Source organism: Kitasatospora sp. NPDC034023, assembly GCF_055575795.1.
Genome location: NZ_JBVIRY010000007.1, coordinates 1 through 15,570, shown reverse-complemented (window position 1 = coordinate 15,570; position 15,570 = coordinate 1). Strand labels below are relative to the sequence as shown.

The 15,570-nt window shown below is 73.5% G+C and carries 17 protein-coding genes and 1 tRNA gene; 6 read left to right on the top strand and 12 right to left on the bottom strand.

Annotation, left to right across the window (positions count from 1 at the left end):
- Window positions 1–42 precede the first annotated feature (42 nt).
- The 3 genes from ACZ52R_RS12790 to ACZ52R_RS12780 form a co-directional block, all read right to left on the bottom strand.
- Complete coding sequence (locus ACZ52R_RS12790) at window positions 43–840, bottom strand: SCO1664 family protein (RefSeq protein ID WP_360498521.1); 798 nt, start codon at window positions 838–840, stop codon at window positions 43–45.
- Between the two features lie 44 nt (window positions 841–884).
- Window positions 885–1,457 (bottom strand): DUF3090 family protein, encoded by a 573-nt coding sequence (locus tag ACZ52R_RS12785; protein WP_360498218.1) that lies wholly within the window; start codon window positions 1,455–1,457, stop codon window positions 885–887.
- A gap of 271 nt (window positions 1,458–1,728) precedes the next feature.
- Window positions 1,729–2,421 carry a histidine phosphatase family protein gene (locus ACZ52R_RS12780; RefSeq protein WP_465625549.1) on the bottom strand — a complete coding sequence of 231 codons (693 nt, stop codon included), beginning with the start codon at window positions 2,419–2,421 and terminating at the stop codon, window positions 1,729–1,731.
- Window positions 2,422–2,613: 192 nt separating this feature from the next.
- Between ACZ52R_RS12780 and ACZ52R_RS12775 the strand changes: the two genes are divergently transcribed.
- A complete protein-coding gene (locus ACZ52R_RS12775) occupies window positions 2,614–3,594 on the top strand; it encodes a magnesium and cobalt transport protein CorA (RefSeq protein WP_465753451.1) in 981 nt (326 codons plus the stop codon).
- A 23-nt stretch (window positions 3,595–3,617) separates the two neighbouring features.
- Here the strand turns inward: ACZ52R_RS12775 and ACZ52R_RS12770 are convergent, their stop codons facing one another.
- Window positions 3,618–4,664 carry an LLM class F420-dependent oxidoreductase gene (locus ACZ52R_RS12770; RefSeq protein ID WP_360498212.1) on the bottom strand — a complete coding sequence of 349 codons (1,047 nt, stop codon included), beginning with the start codon at window positions 4,662–4,664 and terminating at the stop codon, window positions 3,618–3,620.
- A 252-nt stretch (window positions 4,665–4,916) separates the two neighbouring features.
- Here ACZ52R_RS12770 and ACZ52R_RS12765 point away from each other — a divergent pair, with 252 nt between their 5' ends.
- Both ACZ52R_RS12765 and ACZ52R_RS12760 read left to right on the top strand, forming a co-directional pair.
- The gene (locus tag ACZ52R_RS12765) at window positions 4,917–5,897 is read left to right on the top strand and encodes an aldo/keto reductase (RefSeq protein WP_465625547.1); all 981 of its coding nucleotides are present in this window, start codon (window positions 4,917–4,919) and stop codon (window positions 5,895–5,897) included.
- Window positions 5,898–5,956: 59 nt separating this feature from the next.
- Complete coding sequence (locus ACZ52R_RS12760; protein WP_465753450.1) at window positions 5,957–8,071, top strand: helix-hairpin-helix domain-containing protein; 2,115 nt, start codon at window positions 5,957–5,959, stop codon at window positions 8,069–8,071.
- Window positions 8,072–8,212: 141 nt separating this feature from the next.
- Here ACZ52R_RS12760 and ACZ52R_RS12755 read toward each other — a convergent pair whose 3' ends face one another.
- The gene (locus ACZ52R_RS12755; protein WP_465625545.1) at window positions 8,213–8,818 is read right to left on the bottom strand and encodes a hypothetical protein; all 606 of its coding nucleotides are present in this window, start codon (window positions 8,816–8,818) and stop codon (window positions 8,213–8,215) included.
- Between the two features lie 366 nt (window positions 8,819–9,184).
- On the opposite strand from ACZ52R_RS12755, the gene ACZ52R_RS12750 reads away from it, so the two are divergent.
- The gene (locus tag ACZ52R_RS12750) at window positions 9,185–9,391 is read left to right on the top strand and encodes a DUF5703 family protein (protein ID WP_360498519.1); all 207 of its coding nucleotides are present in this window, start codon (window positions 9,185–9,187) and stop codon (window positions 9,389–9,391) included.
- 214 nt (window positions 9,392–9,605) lie between these two features.
- Here the strand turns inward: ACZ52R_RS12750 and ACZ52R_RS12745 are convergent, their stop codons facing one another.
- From ACZ52R_RS12745 to ACZ52R_RS12735, 3 genes are all read right to left on the bottom strand, one after another.
- Window positions 9,606–10,451: a chaplin gene (locus ACZ52R_RS12745; protein ID WP_465625544.1), complete on the bottom strand. Its 846-nt coding sequence runs from the start codon at window positions 10,449–10,451 to the stop codon at window positions 9,606–9,608.
- 298 nt (window positions 10,452–10,749) lie between these two features.
- Entirely contained in the window at window positions 10,750–10,986 is a 237-nt protein-coding gene (locus ACZ52R_RS12740) for a chaplin (protein WP_465625543.1), read from the bottom strand.
- Window positions 10,987–11,263: 277 nt separating this feature from the next.
- Window positions 11,264–12,640, bottom strand: coding sequence for a M20/M25/M40 family metallo-hydrolase (locus ACZ52R_RS12735; protein WP_465625588.1), 1,377 nt, complete (start codon window positions 12,638–12,640; stop codon window positions 11,264–11,266).
- 246 nt (window positions 12,641–12,886) lie between these two features.
- Between ACZ52R_RS12735 and ACZ52R_RS12730 the strand changes: the two genes are divergently transcribed.
- Window positions 12,887–12,974: transfer RNA gene (locus ACZ52R_RS12730), tRNA-Leu, on the top strand.
- A 128-nt stretch (window positions 12,975–13,102) separates the two neighbouring features.
- Here the strand turns inward: ACZ52R_RS12730 and ACZ52R_RS12725 are convergent.
- Window positions 13,103–13,819: a DUF2278 family protein gene (locus ACZ52R_RS12725; protein ID WP_465753449.1), complete on the bottom strand. Its 717-nt coding sequence runs from the start codon at window positions 13,817–13,819 to the stop codon at window positions 13,103–13,105.
- Between the two features lie 175 nt (window positions 13,820–13,994).
- On the opposite strand from ACZ52R_RS12725, the gene ACZ52R_RS12720 reads away from it, so the two are divergent.
- Window positions 13,995–14,243, top strand: a complete 249-nt coding sequence (locus ACZ52R_RS12720; protein ID WP_465661770.1) for a hypothetical protein — start codon at window positions 13,995–13,997, stop codon at window positions 14,241–14,243.
- Here the strand turns inward: ACZ52R_RS12720 and ACZ52R_RS12715 are convergent.
- The 3 genes from ACZ52R_RS12715 to ACZ52R_RS12705 all read right to left on the bottom strand — a co-directional run.
- Window positions 14,236–14,550 carry a hypothetical protein gene (locus ACZ52R_RS12715; protein ID WP_465753448.1) on the bottom strand — a complete coding sequence of 105 codons (315 nt, stop codon included), beginning with the start codon at window positions 14,548–14,550 and terminating at the stop codon, window positions 14,236–14,238. The genes ACZ52R_RS12720 and ACZ52R_RS12715 overlap by 8 nt on opposite strands.
- 101 nt (window positions 14,551–14,651) lie before the next feature.
- On the bottom strand, window positions 14,652–15,392 hold the full coding sequence (locus ACZ52R_RS12710; RefSeq protein ID WP_360498194.1) for a TetR family transcriptional regulator: 741 nt from the start codon (window positions 15,390–15,392) through the stop codon (window positions 14,652–14,654).
- Between the two features lie 88 nt (window positions 15,393–15,480).
- Window positions 15,481–15,570 (bottom strand): acyl-CoA dehydrogenase family protein (locus ACZ52R_RS12705; RefSeq protein ID WP_144385854.1); only part of this gene is annotated, 90 nt, incomplete at its 5' end.

Below are 15,570 nucleotides of genomic sequence, written 5' to 3'. Positions count from 1 at the left end.
GGGGACAGGTCCAGACCATCGACCGGCAGGCTCCGGACGTCCCTACACCGGCGGCCAGGGGATCGCGGGCCAGTCCTCGGAGGGCAGCGGATGGCGGCCGGAGCCGCGCAGCTCGGCCACCCGGGACCGGGTCGCGTCCAGCTCCGCCCCCGTCAGGTGCGGGGCGAGGCGCTCGGCGAGCTCGCCGTCCAGCTGCTCGGCGAGCCGGGCCAGCACCTCCAGCGCCTCGACGGGCAGCGGGTCCCCCGCCCAACCCCAGAGCAGGGTGCGCAACTTGCCCTCGGTGTTGAAGGTGACGCCGTGGTCGATGCCGTACACCCGGCCGTCGGCGGCCGGGATCAGGTGGCCGCCCTTGCGGTCGGCGTTGTTGAGCACCGCGTCCAGTACGGCGAGCCGGCGCAGCTGCCGGTCGTCGTGGTGCACCAGCAGCGCGGTGCGCCCGCCCTCCACCTCGGCCCGGACGATCGGCAGCCATCCCTCCTCCGGGCCACGCGGGTCCTGCAGCGCGAGCAGCGGCTCGGCCTGCGGGTCAGGCTCGACCCACAGCTGCACCATGCCGGGCCCGTGCGGGCCGTCGCGCAGGACGGTGGGCGGGATCAGCGCCCAGCCGGTCGCGGCGGACAGTTCGTACGCGGCGACCTCGCGGCCGGCCAGCGTGCCGTCCGGGAAGTCCCAGAGCGGGCGCTCGCCGGCCACCGGCTTGTAGACGGCCTGCGCGCTGAGCGAGCCGTGGGCGACCGTGCAGTACAGCGCGGCGTTGGAGGCGTCGGTGAGCCGGCCGTGCACGGTCAGCTCGCCCTGGCGCAGCAGCGCGAGGGCGGTGGGCACGTCGGCGGCCAGCGCGGCGGCGGCCGTCGGGTCGGCCTGCGGCGGGGTCTCGGTGTTCAGCGCCGGTAGCCGTTCGCGCGCGGGCACAGGTGGCCCTCCGGGTCGAGCGGCAGGTTGCAGAACGGGCAGGGCTTGCGGCCGGCCGCGACCAGGTCCAGCGCGCGTTTGGCGAACACCCGGGCCATCGCGCCGGTCAGCCGCACCCGCAGCATGTCCGGGCCGGTGTCGTCGTCGGTGAAGACCGCCTCGGCGGCGTCCTCCTCCTCTTCCTCCTCCTCGACCAGCGCCTGCGCCTCGACGACCAGGCAGCCGTCCACGCTGTCCCAGGCCAGGGCCATCGTGCCGACCCGGAACTCCTGCTCCAGCGGCAGGTCGAGCGGGGCGGTGTCGAGCAGGTCCTTCGGGGCGGCGGCCGGGATGGAGGCGTCGCCGCCGCTGCGCCGCAGCGCCTCGTCCAGGACCTCCTCGATGCGCTCGGCGAGCGCCGCGACCTGGGTCTTCTCCAGCAGCACGCTGGTGATCCGGCCCCGGGCGCTGGCCTGCAGGTAGAACGCCCTGGCGCCGGGCTGGCCGACGGTGCCGGCCACGAACCGTTCGGGCTGGTCGTAGAAGTAGACCTGACGGGTCACGCTCTCGCTCCGGATCGTGTCGGTCGGCGCGAATCCGCCGTGGGGGATCGCGGGTGTTCGGACTCGTTAGTCACCCTACGACCTTCGGGCTTCGGCCGGGGAGCCGAGCCGACGGCCGCGGGCGGGGTGACACGGGCGCCCGGGCGGTGCCGCTCGGACGGGTGCCGCGGGCTTGCGCCACGGGTCGGGCAGTGTGAGTCGGCACTGGGGGGCGGCGCCGCGGGCTCGTGCCACCGGCGGCGCCGCGGGCTCGTGCCACCGGCGGCGCCGCTCAGGCGGTGCCGCCGACCACCGCGTCGCCGGCCGGGGTGGCCGGGGCGGGGCCGGTCCTCGGCGCCAGCGAGGCGAGGTCGCCGGTGTCGCCCATCCTCAGCACGAAGGGCCGGTGCGGGGTGTAGCGGATCGCGGTGACCGAGCAGGGCTCGACGCTGATGCGCTGGAAGTGGTCCAGGTGCAGGCCGAGCGCGTCGGCCACCACCGCCTTGATCACGTCGCCGTGCGAGCAGGCGATCCAGACCGCGTCCTCGCCGTGCTCGGCGGCGACCTTCCCGTTCCACTCGCGCACCGCGCTCACCGTGCGGTGGCTCAGCTCGCGCAGCGACTCTCCGCCGGGGAAGGCCGCGGCGGCCGCGTGGTCCTGGACGGTGCGCCAGAGCGGCTCCTTGGCCAGCTCGGCCAGCGGACGACCGGTCCACTCGCCGTAGTGGCACTCCCCCAGCCGCTCGTCCTCGGTCGGCTCGGCCAGCTCGGGCCGGGCGGCCAGCAGCGGCTCCAGGGTCTGCCGACAGCGCTCCAGCGGGCTGCTGACGGCCTGCGCCAGCGGGATGCCGGCCAGCCGGTCGGCCAGCGCGGCGGCCTGCGCGCGCCCGGTGTCGTCGAGATCCACGCCGGGGGTCCAACCGGCCAGGATTCCGGCGGTGTTCGCGGTGGAGCGGCCGTGACGGACGAGCAGCAGGGTGGGCATGGGGCTCAGCCTACGGCCTCCGGGCAGGGCCGTGGGGGCCGGTTACCGTCCGGTTATCTGCCCGGTCGCGGGTCCGGCGGGCCGGGCGGTGGGGCCGTTCCGCCCCGGCTCCGGGGTGGATCAGGGGTGGATCCGGGGTGGATCCGCTCCGGATCCGTGCCGGACGGCCGCGATCGGGTGACAATGGCCCGCATGATCGTCCACTGCGCCGCCTACTGCGACGGCCACCGGATCGAGGCCCCCGACGACCTGGCCGGCGCGCTCGCCGCCGCCCGCGCGGCCGGTCCGGACGGCTTCGTCTGGATAGGCCTCTTCGAGCCGACCGCCGAGGAACTCGACCACGTCGGCCGGCAGTTCGCACTGCACCCGCTGGCCGTCGAGGACGCCGTCAGCGCCCACCAGCGCCCCAAGGCCGAGGCCTACCAGGGCTCGCTTCTCCTCACCCTGAAGACCCTCGGCTACGCCCCCGGCGCGCACGTCGTCACGATCGGCGAGGTGATGGTCTTCCTCGGCCGCGACTTCGTGATGACCGTCCGGCACGGCGAGGACAGCCCGCTCGGCGACCTGCGGGCCCGGCTGGAGAAGGAGCCCGAACTGCTCCGCTACGGGCCCAGTTCGGTGCTGCACTCGGTCGCCGACACCATCGTGGACGGCTACGTGGAGGTGGCCACCGCGCTGCAGACCGACCTGGACGAGCTGGAGTCGGACATCTTCACCCCCGGCCGGGTCGGCCGCGACACCGCCGGGCGGATCTACGGCTACAAGCGCCAGGTGATGTCCGTGCGCCGCGCCACCGGCCCGCTGCTGGAGCCGATGCTGACGCTGGAGCGCGGTGCCCGCTTCGTCCGCCCCGAGACGGCGCCCTACCTGCGGGACGTCGCCGACCACCTGGCCCGGGTCAACGACCAGGTGGACGGCATGGACCGGCTGCTGACCGACATCCTCAACGCCAACCTGGCGCAGGTCAGCGTGCAGCAGAACAACGACATGCGGAAGATCTCGGCCTGGGCGGCGCTGGCCGCCGTGCCGACGATGATCGCGGGCATCTACGGCATGAACTTCGACGACATGCCGGAACTGCACCAGCCCTGGGGGTACCCGGCGGTGCTGGCGCTGATGGCCGTGGTCTGCGTGGCCCTGCACCGGGTGTTCAAGCGGCACGACTGGCTGTAGTGCCGCCCGTTCCCCGGCGCGTCCTAAGCCAGGCCGGCGCGCTCCAGTGCCTCGACGCCCGTGCGCAGCGCCCGGATCCGCTCGTCCAGGGTGAAGCCGGAGGGCGCCAGGGTGAGCGTGGTGACGCCCGCGTCGGCGTAGGCCTGCATCCGGTCGGCGATCCGGGCGGTGTCGCCGATCAGCGAGGTGGCGTCGATCAGGTCGTGCGGGACGGCGGCCGCGGCGCCCGCGTAGTCCCTGGCCAGGTACTTCTCCTGGATCTCGTCGGCGGCCTGCTCGAAGCCCATCCGCCGGGTCAGCTGGTTGTAGAAGTTCTTCTCCTTGCTGCCCATGCCGCCGATGTAGAGCGCGGCGTACGAGCGCAGGCCGTCGACCCCGGCCTTGATGTCCTCGCCGACCGCCAGGTTCACGGTCGGGCAGAGGTCGAAGCCGTCCAGCGTCTTCCCGGCCTTGGCGCGGCCGGCCGTCAGCGGGTCGAGGGACATCGCGGCGTGCTCGGGCGAGAAGAAGATGCCGAGCCAGCCGTCGGCGATCTCGCCGGTCAGCTCCAGGTTCTTCGGGCCGATCGCGGCGATGTACAGCGGGATGTGCTCGCGCACCGGGTGCACGGTGAGCTTGATCGGCTTGCCCGGGCCACCGGGCAGCGGCAGCGTCCAGTTCGCGCCCTCGTGGACCAGGCGCTCGCGGGACATCGCCTTGCGGATGATCTCCACGTACTCGCGGGTGCGGGCCAGCGGCTTGTCGAACTTCACGCCGTACCAGCCCTCGGAGACCTGCGGGCCGGAGACGCCGAGGCCCAGGCGGAACCGGCCGCCGGAGAGGGTGTCCAGGGTCGCGGCGGTCATCGCCGTCATCGCCGGCGTGCGGGCCGGGATCTGGAAGATGGCCGAACCGACGTCGATCCGCTCGGTCTTCGCGGCGACGTAGCTGAGCACCGTCGCGGCGTCCGAGCCGTACGCCTCCGCCGCCCAGCAGACCGCGTAGCCGAGCCGGTCCGCCTCCTGGGCCACGGCGATGTTGTCGGCGTCCATGCCGAGTCCCCAGTAGCCGAGGTTGATACCGAGTCGCATCTGCCGCACCTTCCAGTGGGTTGGGGTCGGGCCGAGGGTAACCGCGCCCGCGCCGGACATGCTACTGACGAGTAGTGGTGGTCTGGGTCACACGCGCCCCGGCCGCACCGGCCGTCGACGTCCTGCGGGTCTTCGCCCCCGCCCGGGCACCGGCCGCTACGCTCAGCCGACGTGGGGAGCGCACGCCCCACCTGCGCGTTTACACGGCTACCGGAACCGCCCGGGGCCACCGGCCAGTGAAAGGCCCGCCCGATGGAACAGCGTCACCTGGGCCGTACCGGCCTACAGGTCTCCCGGCTCGGCCTCGGCACCATGACCTGGGGCCGCGACACCGACGAGCACGAGGCCGCCGAGCAGCTCAAGGAGTTCGTCGACGCCGGCGGCAACCTGGTCGACACCGCCGACGTGTACGCCGACGGCGGCGCCGAATACCTGATCTCCCGGCTCACCGACAACCTCATCCCCCGCTCCGAACTCGTCATCGCCACCAAGGCCGGCAGCGTCCCCGAGAGCGCCCGCCGCTTCGACGGCTCGCGCGGCCACCTGCTCGCCGCCCTGGACGCCTCGCTGCACCGCCTCGGCACCGACTACGTCGACCTGTGGCAGGTGCACTCCTTCGACCCGACGACCCCGGTCGAGGAGACCCTCAGCGCCCTCGACATCGCCGTCTCCTCCGGGCGCGCCCGCTACGTCGGGGTCTGCGACTTCAGCGGCTGGCAGCTTGCCAAGGCCGCCACCTGGCAGCACGCCCACCACGGACGGGGGGCGCTGGCCGGGGCACAGCTGGAGTACTCGCTGCTGCAGCGCGGGATCGAACGCGAGGCCCTGCCCGCCGCCCTGGACGCCGGGATCGGCGTGCTGGCCGGCTCGCCGCTCGGCCGCGGGGTGCTCACCGGCAAGTACCGGCACGGCGTCCCGCAGGACTCGCGCGGCGCCTCGCCGTACCTGACCGGCTTCGTCCAGCCGTACCTCGGGGAGCGCTCGCGGCGGATCGTGGACGCCCTCGCCACCGCCGCCGACGGGCTCGCCAGCAGCCCGCTGGAGGTCGCACTCGCCTGGGTCCGGGACCGGCCCGGAGTCGCGAGCGCGCTGGTCGGGGCGCGGACCGTGGCACAGCTGCAGGCGGCGTTGTCGGTGGAGGCGCTTACGCTTCCGGGTGAGATCCGCAGCGCGCTGGACGACATCTCGTCGCCCGTGCACCGCTACCCGGACCAGGGGTGGACCGAGCTGTGACGCCCGGGCCGGATCGTCGAGTGGAACGTGTAGTGGAGTGACCTTTGGAGCGGACGACGATGAGTGACACGGGGAACGGCGCTCCGGAGGCGACGGCCGGGGCCCAGCTGACCCCCGAGGAGAAGGCGGCGAAGGTCGCGGAACTGGCGCAGCGGATGCGGGAGATCGCCGCGCAGGGGTCGACGCCCCGAGCCTCGGCTCCGCAGGAACCGGTCCGGCAGCCGCCGTCGGGGCCCAAGGCTCCCGTTGCGGACGCTGCGAGCGGGAGCGGTCCGGCCGCTCCCGCTGCCCCGGCTGCGGTGGCCGCGGTGGTGCCCGGCCTTCATCCCGGTGACGCGCTCGGCGCCACCGCCGCAGTGCTGACCGCCGGCGGCGCCCCGGCCGAACTGGCGGCCGCCGCCGTGGCCGAGCTCGGCGACGACGCCGCCGAGCGGCTGCGCGAGGACCCGTGGGCGGTGCTGGGCCTGCCCGGTGTCCGTCCCGAGCAGGCGGACGGCTTCGCCCGCGGACTGCTCGGCCCCGACGCCGAGCCGGGCGACCCTCGCCGCGCCCAGGCACTGGTGCAGTGGCTGCTGGAGCAGGCGGCGCTGCGCGGGCACTCGGCCCTGGAACTGGCCGAGGTGACCGCCGGGCTCGACCGGCTCCGGATGCCGGACCCGGTCGCCGCGGTCCAGGCCGCCGTCGAGGACGGGCGGGTGCTGCCCTCCCAGGAGGAGCTCACCGGGGCCGAGGCGCACGCGGCGGGCGGCGAGGACGACGAGCCGCCGACCCGGACGCTGCTCGCGCTGGAGGGGCCGGCGATGGCGGAGGTCAGCCTCGCGGAGAAGCTGCTCCAGCTGATGGCCACCTTCGTGCCCGGCGAGGACACCGCCGAGCCCGACGCGGAGGCCGAGGCCGAGGCCGAGGCCGAGGCCGAGACGGAGGATGAGGCCGAGACCGACACGGAGACCGAGGCCGACGCGGAGACCGGAGCTGCCCCCGGCCCGGCCGCCTGGGAAGCGGCGGCCGAGGCCGCGCCCTCCTCTTCCGCGACCGCCCTCATCCGCGCCGTCGCCGACAGCGCCCTGGTGCTGCACACCGGCGGCGAGGCGGCCCGCGCCGAACCGGTGGCGCTGATCGCCGCCGCCCGGGGTCTCGGGCTGCGGGCCTGGGCCGCCACCTGGACCGACCAGGGCCGGGACTCCTTCCTCGCGCTCGCGGGGAGCGGGGCGGCCGGACTCCCCGTGGTCACCCTCGCCGACCTGCTCGCCGGCGCGGCCGGCCCCGGCCGCGCCCCGGACGGCACGCTCGCCCTGGACCTGCTGGTCGTCCTGGACGCCCCGCTGCTGGACGTCGAACTGGCCGCGACCGTCCTGGAGTCGCTCGCCGACGGCACCCGGCTGGTGCTCAGCGGCGACCCGGGCCAGCTCTGGTCGGCCGGCCCCGGCCGCTTCTTCGCCGACCTGCTGGCCGCCAAGGTCTGCCCGGCGGTCGCCTCCCGCACCCCGGACTTCGGCCCGATCGGCGAGCTGGTCTCCGGCATCGGCATCGGCGAACTCCAGCCGGTCGAGGCGCCGGACAAGGAGGTGGTCATCCTGACCGCCAAGGACGCCGGCGAGGCCGTCCACCGAGCCATCCAGCTGCTCACCGACTCCATCCCGCGCGCCCTCGGCATCCCCGCCGAGCAGGTGGTGATGCTCACCCCCGGCCACGGCGGTGCGGCCGGCACCCGGGCGCTGAACGCCGCCGCCAAGGCGCGGCTCAACCCCGGCCCCGGCCGGTTCGGCGGCTTCGACCCGGGCGACCGGGTGGTCGACTCCCCCGCACCCGGTATCACCCGCCCGGCCCGGGTGCTGGACGGCGACGCGACCGGCCTGCACCTGGAGTACGCGGACGGCTCGCGCCGGACCGTCCCGCCCGCCGAGGCCGCCCGGCTGCGGCACGGCTGGGCGCTGACGGTCCACCAGGCGCTCGGCCGTCGCTGGCCGGGCGCGGTGGTCGTGCTCCCGGAGGACGCCGCTCCGGCGCTCACCCGGCAGTGGGTCTACACCGCCTTCGGCCGGGCCGAGCGGCACCTGTCCGTGGTGCACGCGGCGGGCCCGGCCCTCGCCCAGGCCGTCGCCGAGCGCCCGGCGCAGCCGCGTACCACCCGGCTGCGGGCGGTCCTCGCCGAGAACGCCGCCCCGGAGGCTTGAGGCCGATGCACTGAGACTCGGTGCGCTGGAACCCGGTGCGCTGGAACCCGGTGCGCCGAGGCGCGGACAGGCTCAGCCGCAGAAGCGCGACGGGCGGGCCCCCGGTGGTGGGGGCCCGCCCGTCGTCCGTCCCGGACGGAGTCAGTCGTCCGGGTCCTCGTCGTCGTAGACCTCGCTCACGTCGAACCGGCAGATCAGCAGCTGCGGGTCGGCGTGCTCGAAGGGCTCCGGCAGCCACTCCCCCGGCTCGGTCGGCTCGGCCGCCGCGACCCAGAGCGTCGAGTCCCCCTCCTCCAGGCCGAACTCCTCGCTGCGGGCGGCGATCTCGTCCGGCTCGTACTCGCCGAACAGCACGCCGATCGCGGCGTTCACCCCGCCCGCACCGGCACCGCCCGGGGTCAGCGACTCGTCCAGGCGCTCGGCCTGGGCGCGCAACCGCTTCGGGTCGACGACGTGGTAGTCACGGCGGATCAGCACGCTGATCGCCTCGGGCTGTTCGGGGCCGTGGTACCCGCCGGGCCCCTCGTCCCCGGGGATCTCGAAGGGCGTGACCTCGTCGTAGGCCTCGTACAGGAGTTGGTCGTAGGCGATGGCCGCCGTCGCGAGCTGCTCGTAGGCGGCGGACACGGCGGGATCATCCGCTGCGTTGGGGCTTGACACCGCTTCCAGATGACGGTCGATGGCGGCCTTGACCGCCTCAGCGGCGGCGCGTACCTCGGCAATGGTTGGCTGCGCGGCATCAGACATGGTGCAGACGCTATCTCCCCGCGGTGTCGGTACGCACAGCGGTTGTCACCTACACCCGCGATTTCACCGCAACTTCCGCCCTGATGTCCGATCTGCACAGGTACGTCCCCCCGTGGTACCGGCGTGGGACGGGCGCAGAGGGCGCGCGGCGGGTCGGGCGGGGCCGCCCTGGCCTCGCTTCCCGCGCCGGGATCGGGGTATCCCCTCCACAGGTGCAACAGAACTGATGCACTGTCAGTCGACCGTTCAGGCCGCGAGCCCTCGGGCCGCCGCTTTCGCACCGGAGGACGGCCGGAAATACCCGGGCCGACTGTCCGGGGCAGGCCGTAGGCTTGCCCGCAGGTGATCCCCAGGAGGAGCGTTTTGATCCCAAGCAAGCCGGTCCGGCAGCCGGAGTACGAGTACCAGTCGCTGCGCATGCCGCGTGGCACCACGCGGAACGCGGCACGCCAACTGCTCACCGAGCATGCCGAGTACGGGCACTGGGAGCTCGACCGGCTGAGGCTGTTCCCCGACGGCAGCCGGACGGTCCGGCTCAAGCGGAGGATCATCCGCCAGGTCCGGAACTGGTGACGGGCGGGTCGCCTTGCCCCGGGCGGGAGCCGGCACGAAACCCTCGCGCACCCGCGGTCGCCGGATCATCCGGCGACCGCGGGTGCGTCGTTTCCGCGGCGGGTGCGCGCAGCCGCGCGTGAGGAGGCCCGGGTCCGCTATCCACCGGGTCCACGGCCTACCGGGCCCGAGGACTTACCGGCTCCACGGCCTACCGGGGCCGCGGACTACCGGTTCAGCGGGCCCCGGCGCGGGCGCGGCGGTAGAGCACGCCACCGCCGAGCAGCAGCGCCAGCCCGGCCGCGCCGAGCATCTCGACGCCGCCGGCGCCGGTGGAGGCCAGCTGGCTGTCGACGGGGGCGCCGGGCGCGGTGGCGGCCGGGGCCGACGTACGGGCGGCGGCCGGGACGGCCTGGACGCTCGGGCCGCCGTTGGCGGTGGGCGCGGCGGGGGTCGTGGTGGACGAGCCGCCGTTGCGCGGGTTGCCCGGGGGGGTCTCGCCCCCGGGCTGCGGCGGGGCCGGGTGGCTGCTCTCGGAGCAGTCGTCGCTCGGCTTCGGGGCGGGGGCCGGGGCGGGCTTCGCCACGTTGCCGCAGTCGTTGCCGAAGGCCGGGTTGCCGACGCCGGCCACGTTGACGGAGTTGCCGCAGGCGTTGACCGGGACGTGCACGGGGGCCTGGATGCTGTTGCCGGAGGCGACGCCGGGCGATCCCGCGGCGGTGCCGGAGGCGGAGGAGCCCGAGGCGGTGGTGCCCCGGTTCCCGCCGGTGCCGGAGCTCGCGGTGCCGCCGCCGGACTGACCGGGCTGACCGCCCTGGGGCGCCGCGTGACGGCCGCTGCCGGCATTGGCGCAGCGGTTGCCGAACGACGGGTTCAGCGCACCGATCACGTCGACCGTGTTGCCACAGGCGTTGATCGGCACCTCGACCGGCACCTGCACCGAGTTGCCCGAGGCGACGCCGGGTGACCCGACGGCACCCCCCTGTGCCTCGGCGCCCGCGTAGGCGTAGCCGGCGGTCGAGGCCAGCACACTGCCGGTGGCCACGGCCGTGAGGATCCCCTTCTTGGCTACATTCCTCATGTTTTCCCCTGACGTTTTCGGGACGTTTTCGAGACGACGCGTCGACGTTGACGTGAACCTTATGAAAGTCGGAATTTTGGTCTATCCATAAATCACGCAAGGTCTTCGACTGCACAGGAGTTAACGACAGGCGAACGACGAGGTTGAGCCGAACGCCGTGGCTTCACTCGATCGAGCGATCATGTCGTCGGTCGTGTATCACGGCCCCCGCGCACGCGAACGCCCCCGGTGCGGCGCGTCCGCCGCCCGGGGGCCGGGTCGAGTCCACTCAACAGGCCTCAGCGGCCCGGACGTCGGCTCAGATGTTGGCGCAGTGGTTGCCGAACGCCGGGTTCAGCACGCCGATCACGCTGACGGTGTTGCCACAGACGTTCACCGGGATGTGCACCGGAACCTGGATCTGGTTGCCCGAGGCGACACCCGGGGAACCGGCGGCCACACCCTCGGCACCCGCGTGAGCGGATGCGACACCGGCGGCGGCGAGCACCAGGCCACCGGTGGCGGCGGCGACAGCGGCGATCTTCTTGACCTTCATCATTCCTCCTGTATGGACAGCGCAACCCGTTCGGCGGGCTGCACAGGGATGAACGACGCTGCGGCAAACGGGGTACGGAACAGATTTCCCATTCACTCGCAACGGTGAGGTCTCGCACACATGATCGGCAAGCATTTCTCGGCAGAATCGTTTCTGTCGATCTCCCCGAACCCGTCCCACAATCATCAGCTCCGACAATGCGGTCGGCCCGCCCCCGGCACCCCGGGAGCGGGCCGACCCAGTCGTCTGATCAGCAGGCGCGACGCGGTGGGCGCGATCAGCAGGCGTCGATGAACCGGTCGAGCACCCGGACACCGAACTTCAGGCCGTCCACCGGCACCCGCTCGTCCACGCCGTGGAACATCCCCGCGAAGTCCAGCTCCGGCGGCAGCTGCAGCGGCGCGAAGCCGAAGCAGCGGATCCCCAGGTCCTGGAAGGACTTGGCGTCCGTTCCGCCCGACAGGCAGTACGGCACCGCGCGGGCGATCGGGTCCTCGGCCCGCAGCGCGGTCTGCATCGCCTCGACCAGCGCCCCGTCGAAGCCGGTCTCGATCGCCTTGTCCGAGTGCAGGCTCTCGCGCTTCACCCGCGGGCCGAGCACGCTGTCCAGCTCGGCCAGGAACTCCTCCTCGTAGCCGGGCAGGAAGCGCCCGTCCACGTGCGCGGTGGCCTGACCGGGGATCACGTTCACCTTGTACCCGGCGCCGAGCATGGTCGGCTGGGCGGTGTTGCGCAGCGTGGTGCCGATCATCTTGGCGATGCCGCCGAGGACGCGCAGCGTCTCGTCCATGTTCTCCGGGTCCAGCTCGACCCCGAGCGCGTCCGACAGCTCGTCCAGGAAGGCCCGGACGGTCTTGGTGATCCGCAACGGGAACTGGTGCCGGCCGAGCCGGGCGACCGCCTCGCACAGCTCGGTGATCGCGTTGTCGTCGTTCTCCATCGAGCCGTGGCCGGCCCGGCCCTCGACCGTCAGGCGCATCCAGTGCATGCCCTTCTCGGCCGTCTCCACCAGGTAGAGGCGGACCTGGTCGTTGACCGTGAAGGAGAAGCCGCCGACCTCGCCGATCGCCTCGGTCACACCCTCGAACAGCCCCGGGTGCTTGTCCACCAGGTAGCGCGCCCCGTACGTACCGCCGGCCTCCTCGTCGGCGAGGAAGGCCAGCACGATGTCACGCGGGGGCTTGCGCCCGGTGCGCAGCCGGTCCCGGATGACCGCCAGGGTCATCGCGTCCATGTCCTTCATGTCGACCGCGCCGCGGCCCCAGACGCAGCCGTCGGCGATCTCGCCGCCGAACGGGTCGTACGTCCAGTCCGCCGCGTTGGCCGGCACCACGTCGGTGTGGCCGTGGATCAGCAGGCCCGGGCGGGAACGGTCCTCGCCCTCGATCCGGACCACCGTCGAGGCGCGGCCCTTGGCCGACTCGAAGATCTTCGGCTCGATCCCGAACTCGGCGAGCTGCTCGGCCACGTACTCGGCCGCCTTGCGCTCACCCGGGCCGGAGCCGTCGCCGTAGTTGCTGGTGTCGATCCGGATCAGATCGCGACAGATCCCGGCGACTTCCGACTCAGCCGTCACCTTCGGCGCCGCCGACTCGCTCCGCTCGCTCACGGTCACTCCTCGTCTCTGGCCCGCACCGACGCACCAGCGCGCCATCCCCAGGACCTGCACCCGGGCCGTACGAGCACGTCCGTCCATCCTCCCCCAGCCCCCGACCCGGATCCACCCCCCGTACGTCCTCGAAACCCCCTGGTCACGCCCCCGCCACACGCGACCCCTTGTTCCCGCCACCCGCCCCGTACCCCGGTCCGGAACCGTTTTGGGAGCCCAAGCCGATCTTTGCTACAGTTACATCTGTCAGCGCGACGGACGAGAGATCGGAAGCCGCGAGGGCGACACCTAGTCCGGGTGGCGGAATGGCAGACGCGCTAGCTTGAGGTGCTAGTGCCCTTTATCGGGCGTGGGGGTTCAAGTCCCCCCTCGGACACCAGCAGGAACCCCAGAATCTTCTGGGGTTCTTTTGCGTTTCCCGGGGAATCCCGGAGCATCCCGAAGAATCCCGGAACGCCCCGCCGCCGCCCGGCCCGATCACCGGGCCGGGCGGCGGCGGGGTCGGCCTCAGTGCTGCCGGTCGGCGGGCTGGTGGTGCCGGGTGGGGTGCGGGACGGGGGTGCGGGTGGGGATGGTGTGGCCGGTGCGGTCGTCGGTGTGCCAGGACTGGGACTGGAAGGCGAGGAAGATCGCGGTCCAGCGGTCCAGGGCGGGCAGGTGGATGAGCAGGCCGCCGTCCTGGTAGACGCCGTCGTCGCTCGTGAAACGGCCGCTGTTGCCCTGGTTCAGGTGGATGTCGTGGACGCCGTTGCCGGGGAGGAAGCCGAACACCTTGTCGGGAACGGCCGGTTCGGGGCCGAAGCGCTGGCCGAAGACGTAGAGGGTGGCGGCCGGGTCGGCGGTGGCCTGCTGGACGTAGTGGTCGAGCAGGTCGGCGAGGTCGTTGTCCGCGCCCGGGGTGTCGGGCGGCAGGACGCGCATCGCGGCGGGGTCGAAGAGGTGCCCGCGGACGAAGTCCAGGCTCGCCGTGCCGGGCCGGGAGGGCAGCGGGTTCCAGCCGCTGCCGGCCGGCGGGAGGAGTTCGGTGACGGGGTGCCGGAAGTTCTCGGCGACGATGTAGAGCAGGTCCGAAGGGGCCTGCTGGGAGAGGACGTTGACCGCCGCGCGGTAGTCGGTGCCCTGCCCGTCGCGCAGGTGGATCTGGTAGTGCGGGGTGTCGGTGCCGCCTTCGCGGCGCCGGTCGACGGCGGTGGCGGCGAGCACGCCGTAGTTGCTGATCGGCATGGGTGGGGTCCTCGGAGTCGGAGCCGGTGGGGCAGGGATGGGGCAGGGACCCCTCCGTTATGGCGCATGCGGCGGCGCGGCCACCCGCGAATCGACGGATGTTCACTTCCTGTCCCCCGCAGGGGTTTCCAGCGCACCGAACGTGTTGGCGCGGGCCGGCGGGGTGGTTCGCGCAATGTCACCGGCCTGGTGGACACCCTGGAACGGGAGGGCCCGGCCCGTCCTGGTCCGCGCCACCCCTGAGGACCTGGCCTGGCTGGATGCCTTCCGGGTGCCGACCGAGCGTGCGATGGCCGCCGTCTTCCGTGGCTTCGACCCGGACGAGCTGGCCCAACTGCGCCACCTCTGCCTGCGGTTGGTGGAGAACCAGCAGCAGATCGAGCGCCACCTCGGGTCGGCCCCCGAAGGCTCGGAGGTCAGCTGACCCCGGCCGCCGCCGTACGGTCGTCCGGGGCGGTGTCACGTCTCGGCCGGCTCCGGAGCGCCTCGCCGGTGATGAACGCCGTCACCGTGGCGACGATCAGCAGCGGCATCGCGTTCGCCGCCTCGCCGCCGAACAGGGCGGTGGGGAGGACGGCGCTGGTGACCGGCAGGCGGCGGCGGAGGCCGCCGGCCCGACGGCGAGGGCGGGTGCGGTGCCGAAGCCGGGCAGCGGCGCGCAGGCGATGCGCGCGGGCCGTCAACCGGGCCCGGCCCGAGCGCAGTTGCGGCGTACGGGTGAGCCGAGGCACGGCCCGTCGAGCCCGCCGGTCAGGCGTGCCCGGTAAGGCCACGTCGGTCAGGCCTCGACGGTCAGGCCTGCCGGTCAGGCCACGTCGGTCGGGCCTGCCGGTCAGGCCTGCCGGGTGTCGCCGCCGAGGGCGCTCTCGATGCCCTGGACCATGCGCCACAGCGGGGCCCGCCGACTGGCGACCAGGACCACGACCTCGTCGGACTCGCCCTCGCCGGCGGTCTCGGACGGCCGGTCGCTCCAGGTGCCGGTGACGAAGGCCATCGCCGCGTCCACCTCTGCCACCCAGTCGCTCTCCCCGCCCGACCGCAGCCAGGTGCGCAGGGCGTGGTTGTGCGCGGCGACGACCGCGGCGGCGATCACGTCCGCGCGCAGTGGGCCGTCCGGGCGGTCGGCGTAGCGGTCGCGGAGGTAGGCGGCGAGGGTGTGCTCGTAGCGCCAGACCACGGACAGCTCGTACGCCCGCAGGCCGGGCACCTTGCGGGTCAGCCGGTAGCGCTGCACGGAGAAGGAGGGCTGCTCGGCGTACATCCGCAGGACCAGACGGGCGGCGTCGCAGGCGTGCTTGACCGGGTCCTCCTCGCCGCTGCCGGAGTCCAGGAACTCGGTCATCTCGGCGAGGCTGCGCTCGTGGTCGGGGAAGACCACGTCCTCCTTCGCCGGGAAGTAGCGGAAGAAGGAGCGCCGGCCGACGCCGGCCAGCGAGACGATGTCGTCGACGGTGGTCTGCTCGAAGCCGCGCTCCAGGAAGAGCTCGAAGGCCGCGGCGACCAGCGCCTCGCGCATCGCGGGCTTGGCGGGCCCGTCGTTCATGGGCAGGTCCTGCTCTTCCTTCTCGCTCATTCTCCGGAACCTAGCATCGGCGCACCGCCGTGGGCGCCGACGGCCGGGCCGCGCTGCGGTCCGGCCGTCGGTGCAGGTCAGGCCCGGATTACGGGAGGTTGCGGGCCATGACGATGCGCTGGACCTGGTTGGTGCCCTCGTAGATCTGCGTGATCTTCGCGTCCCGCATCATCCGCTC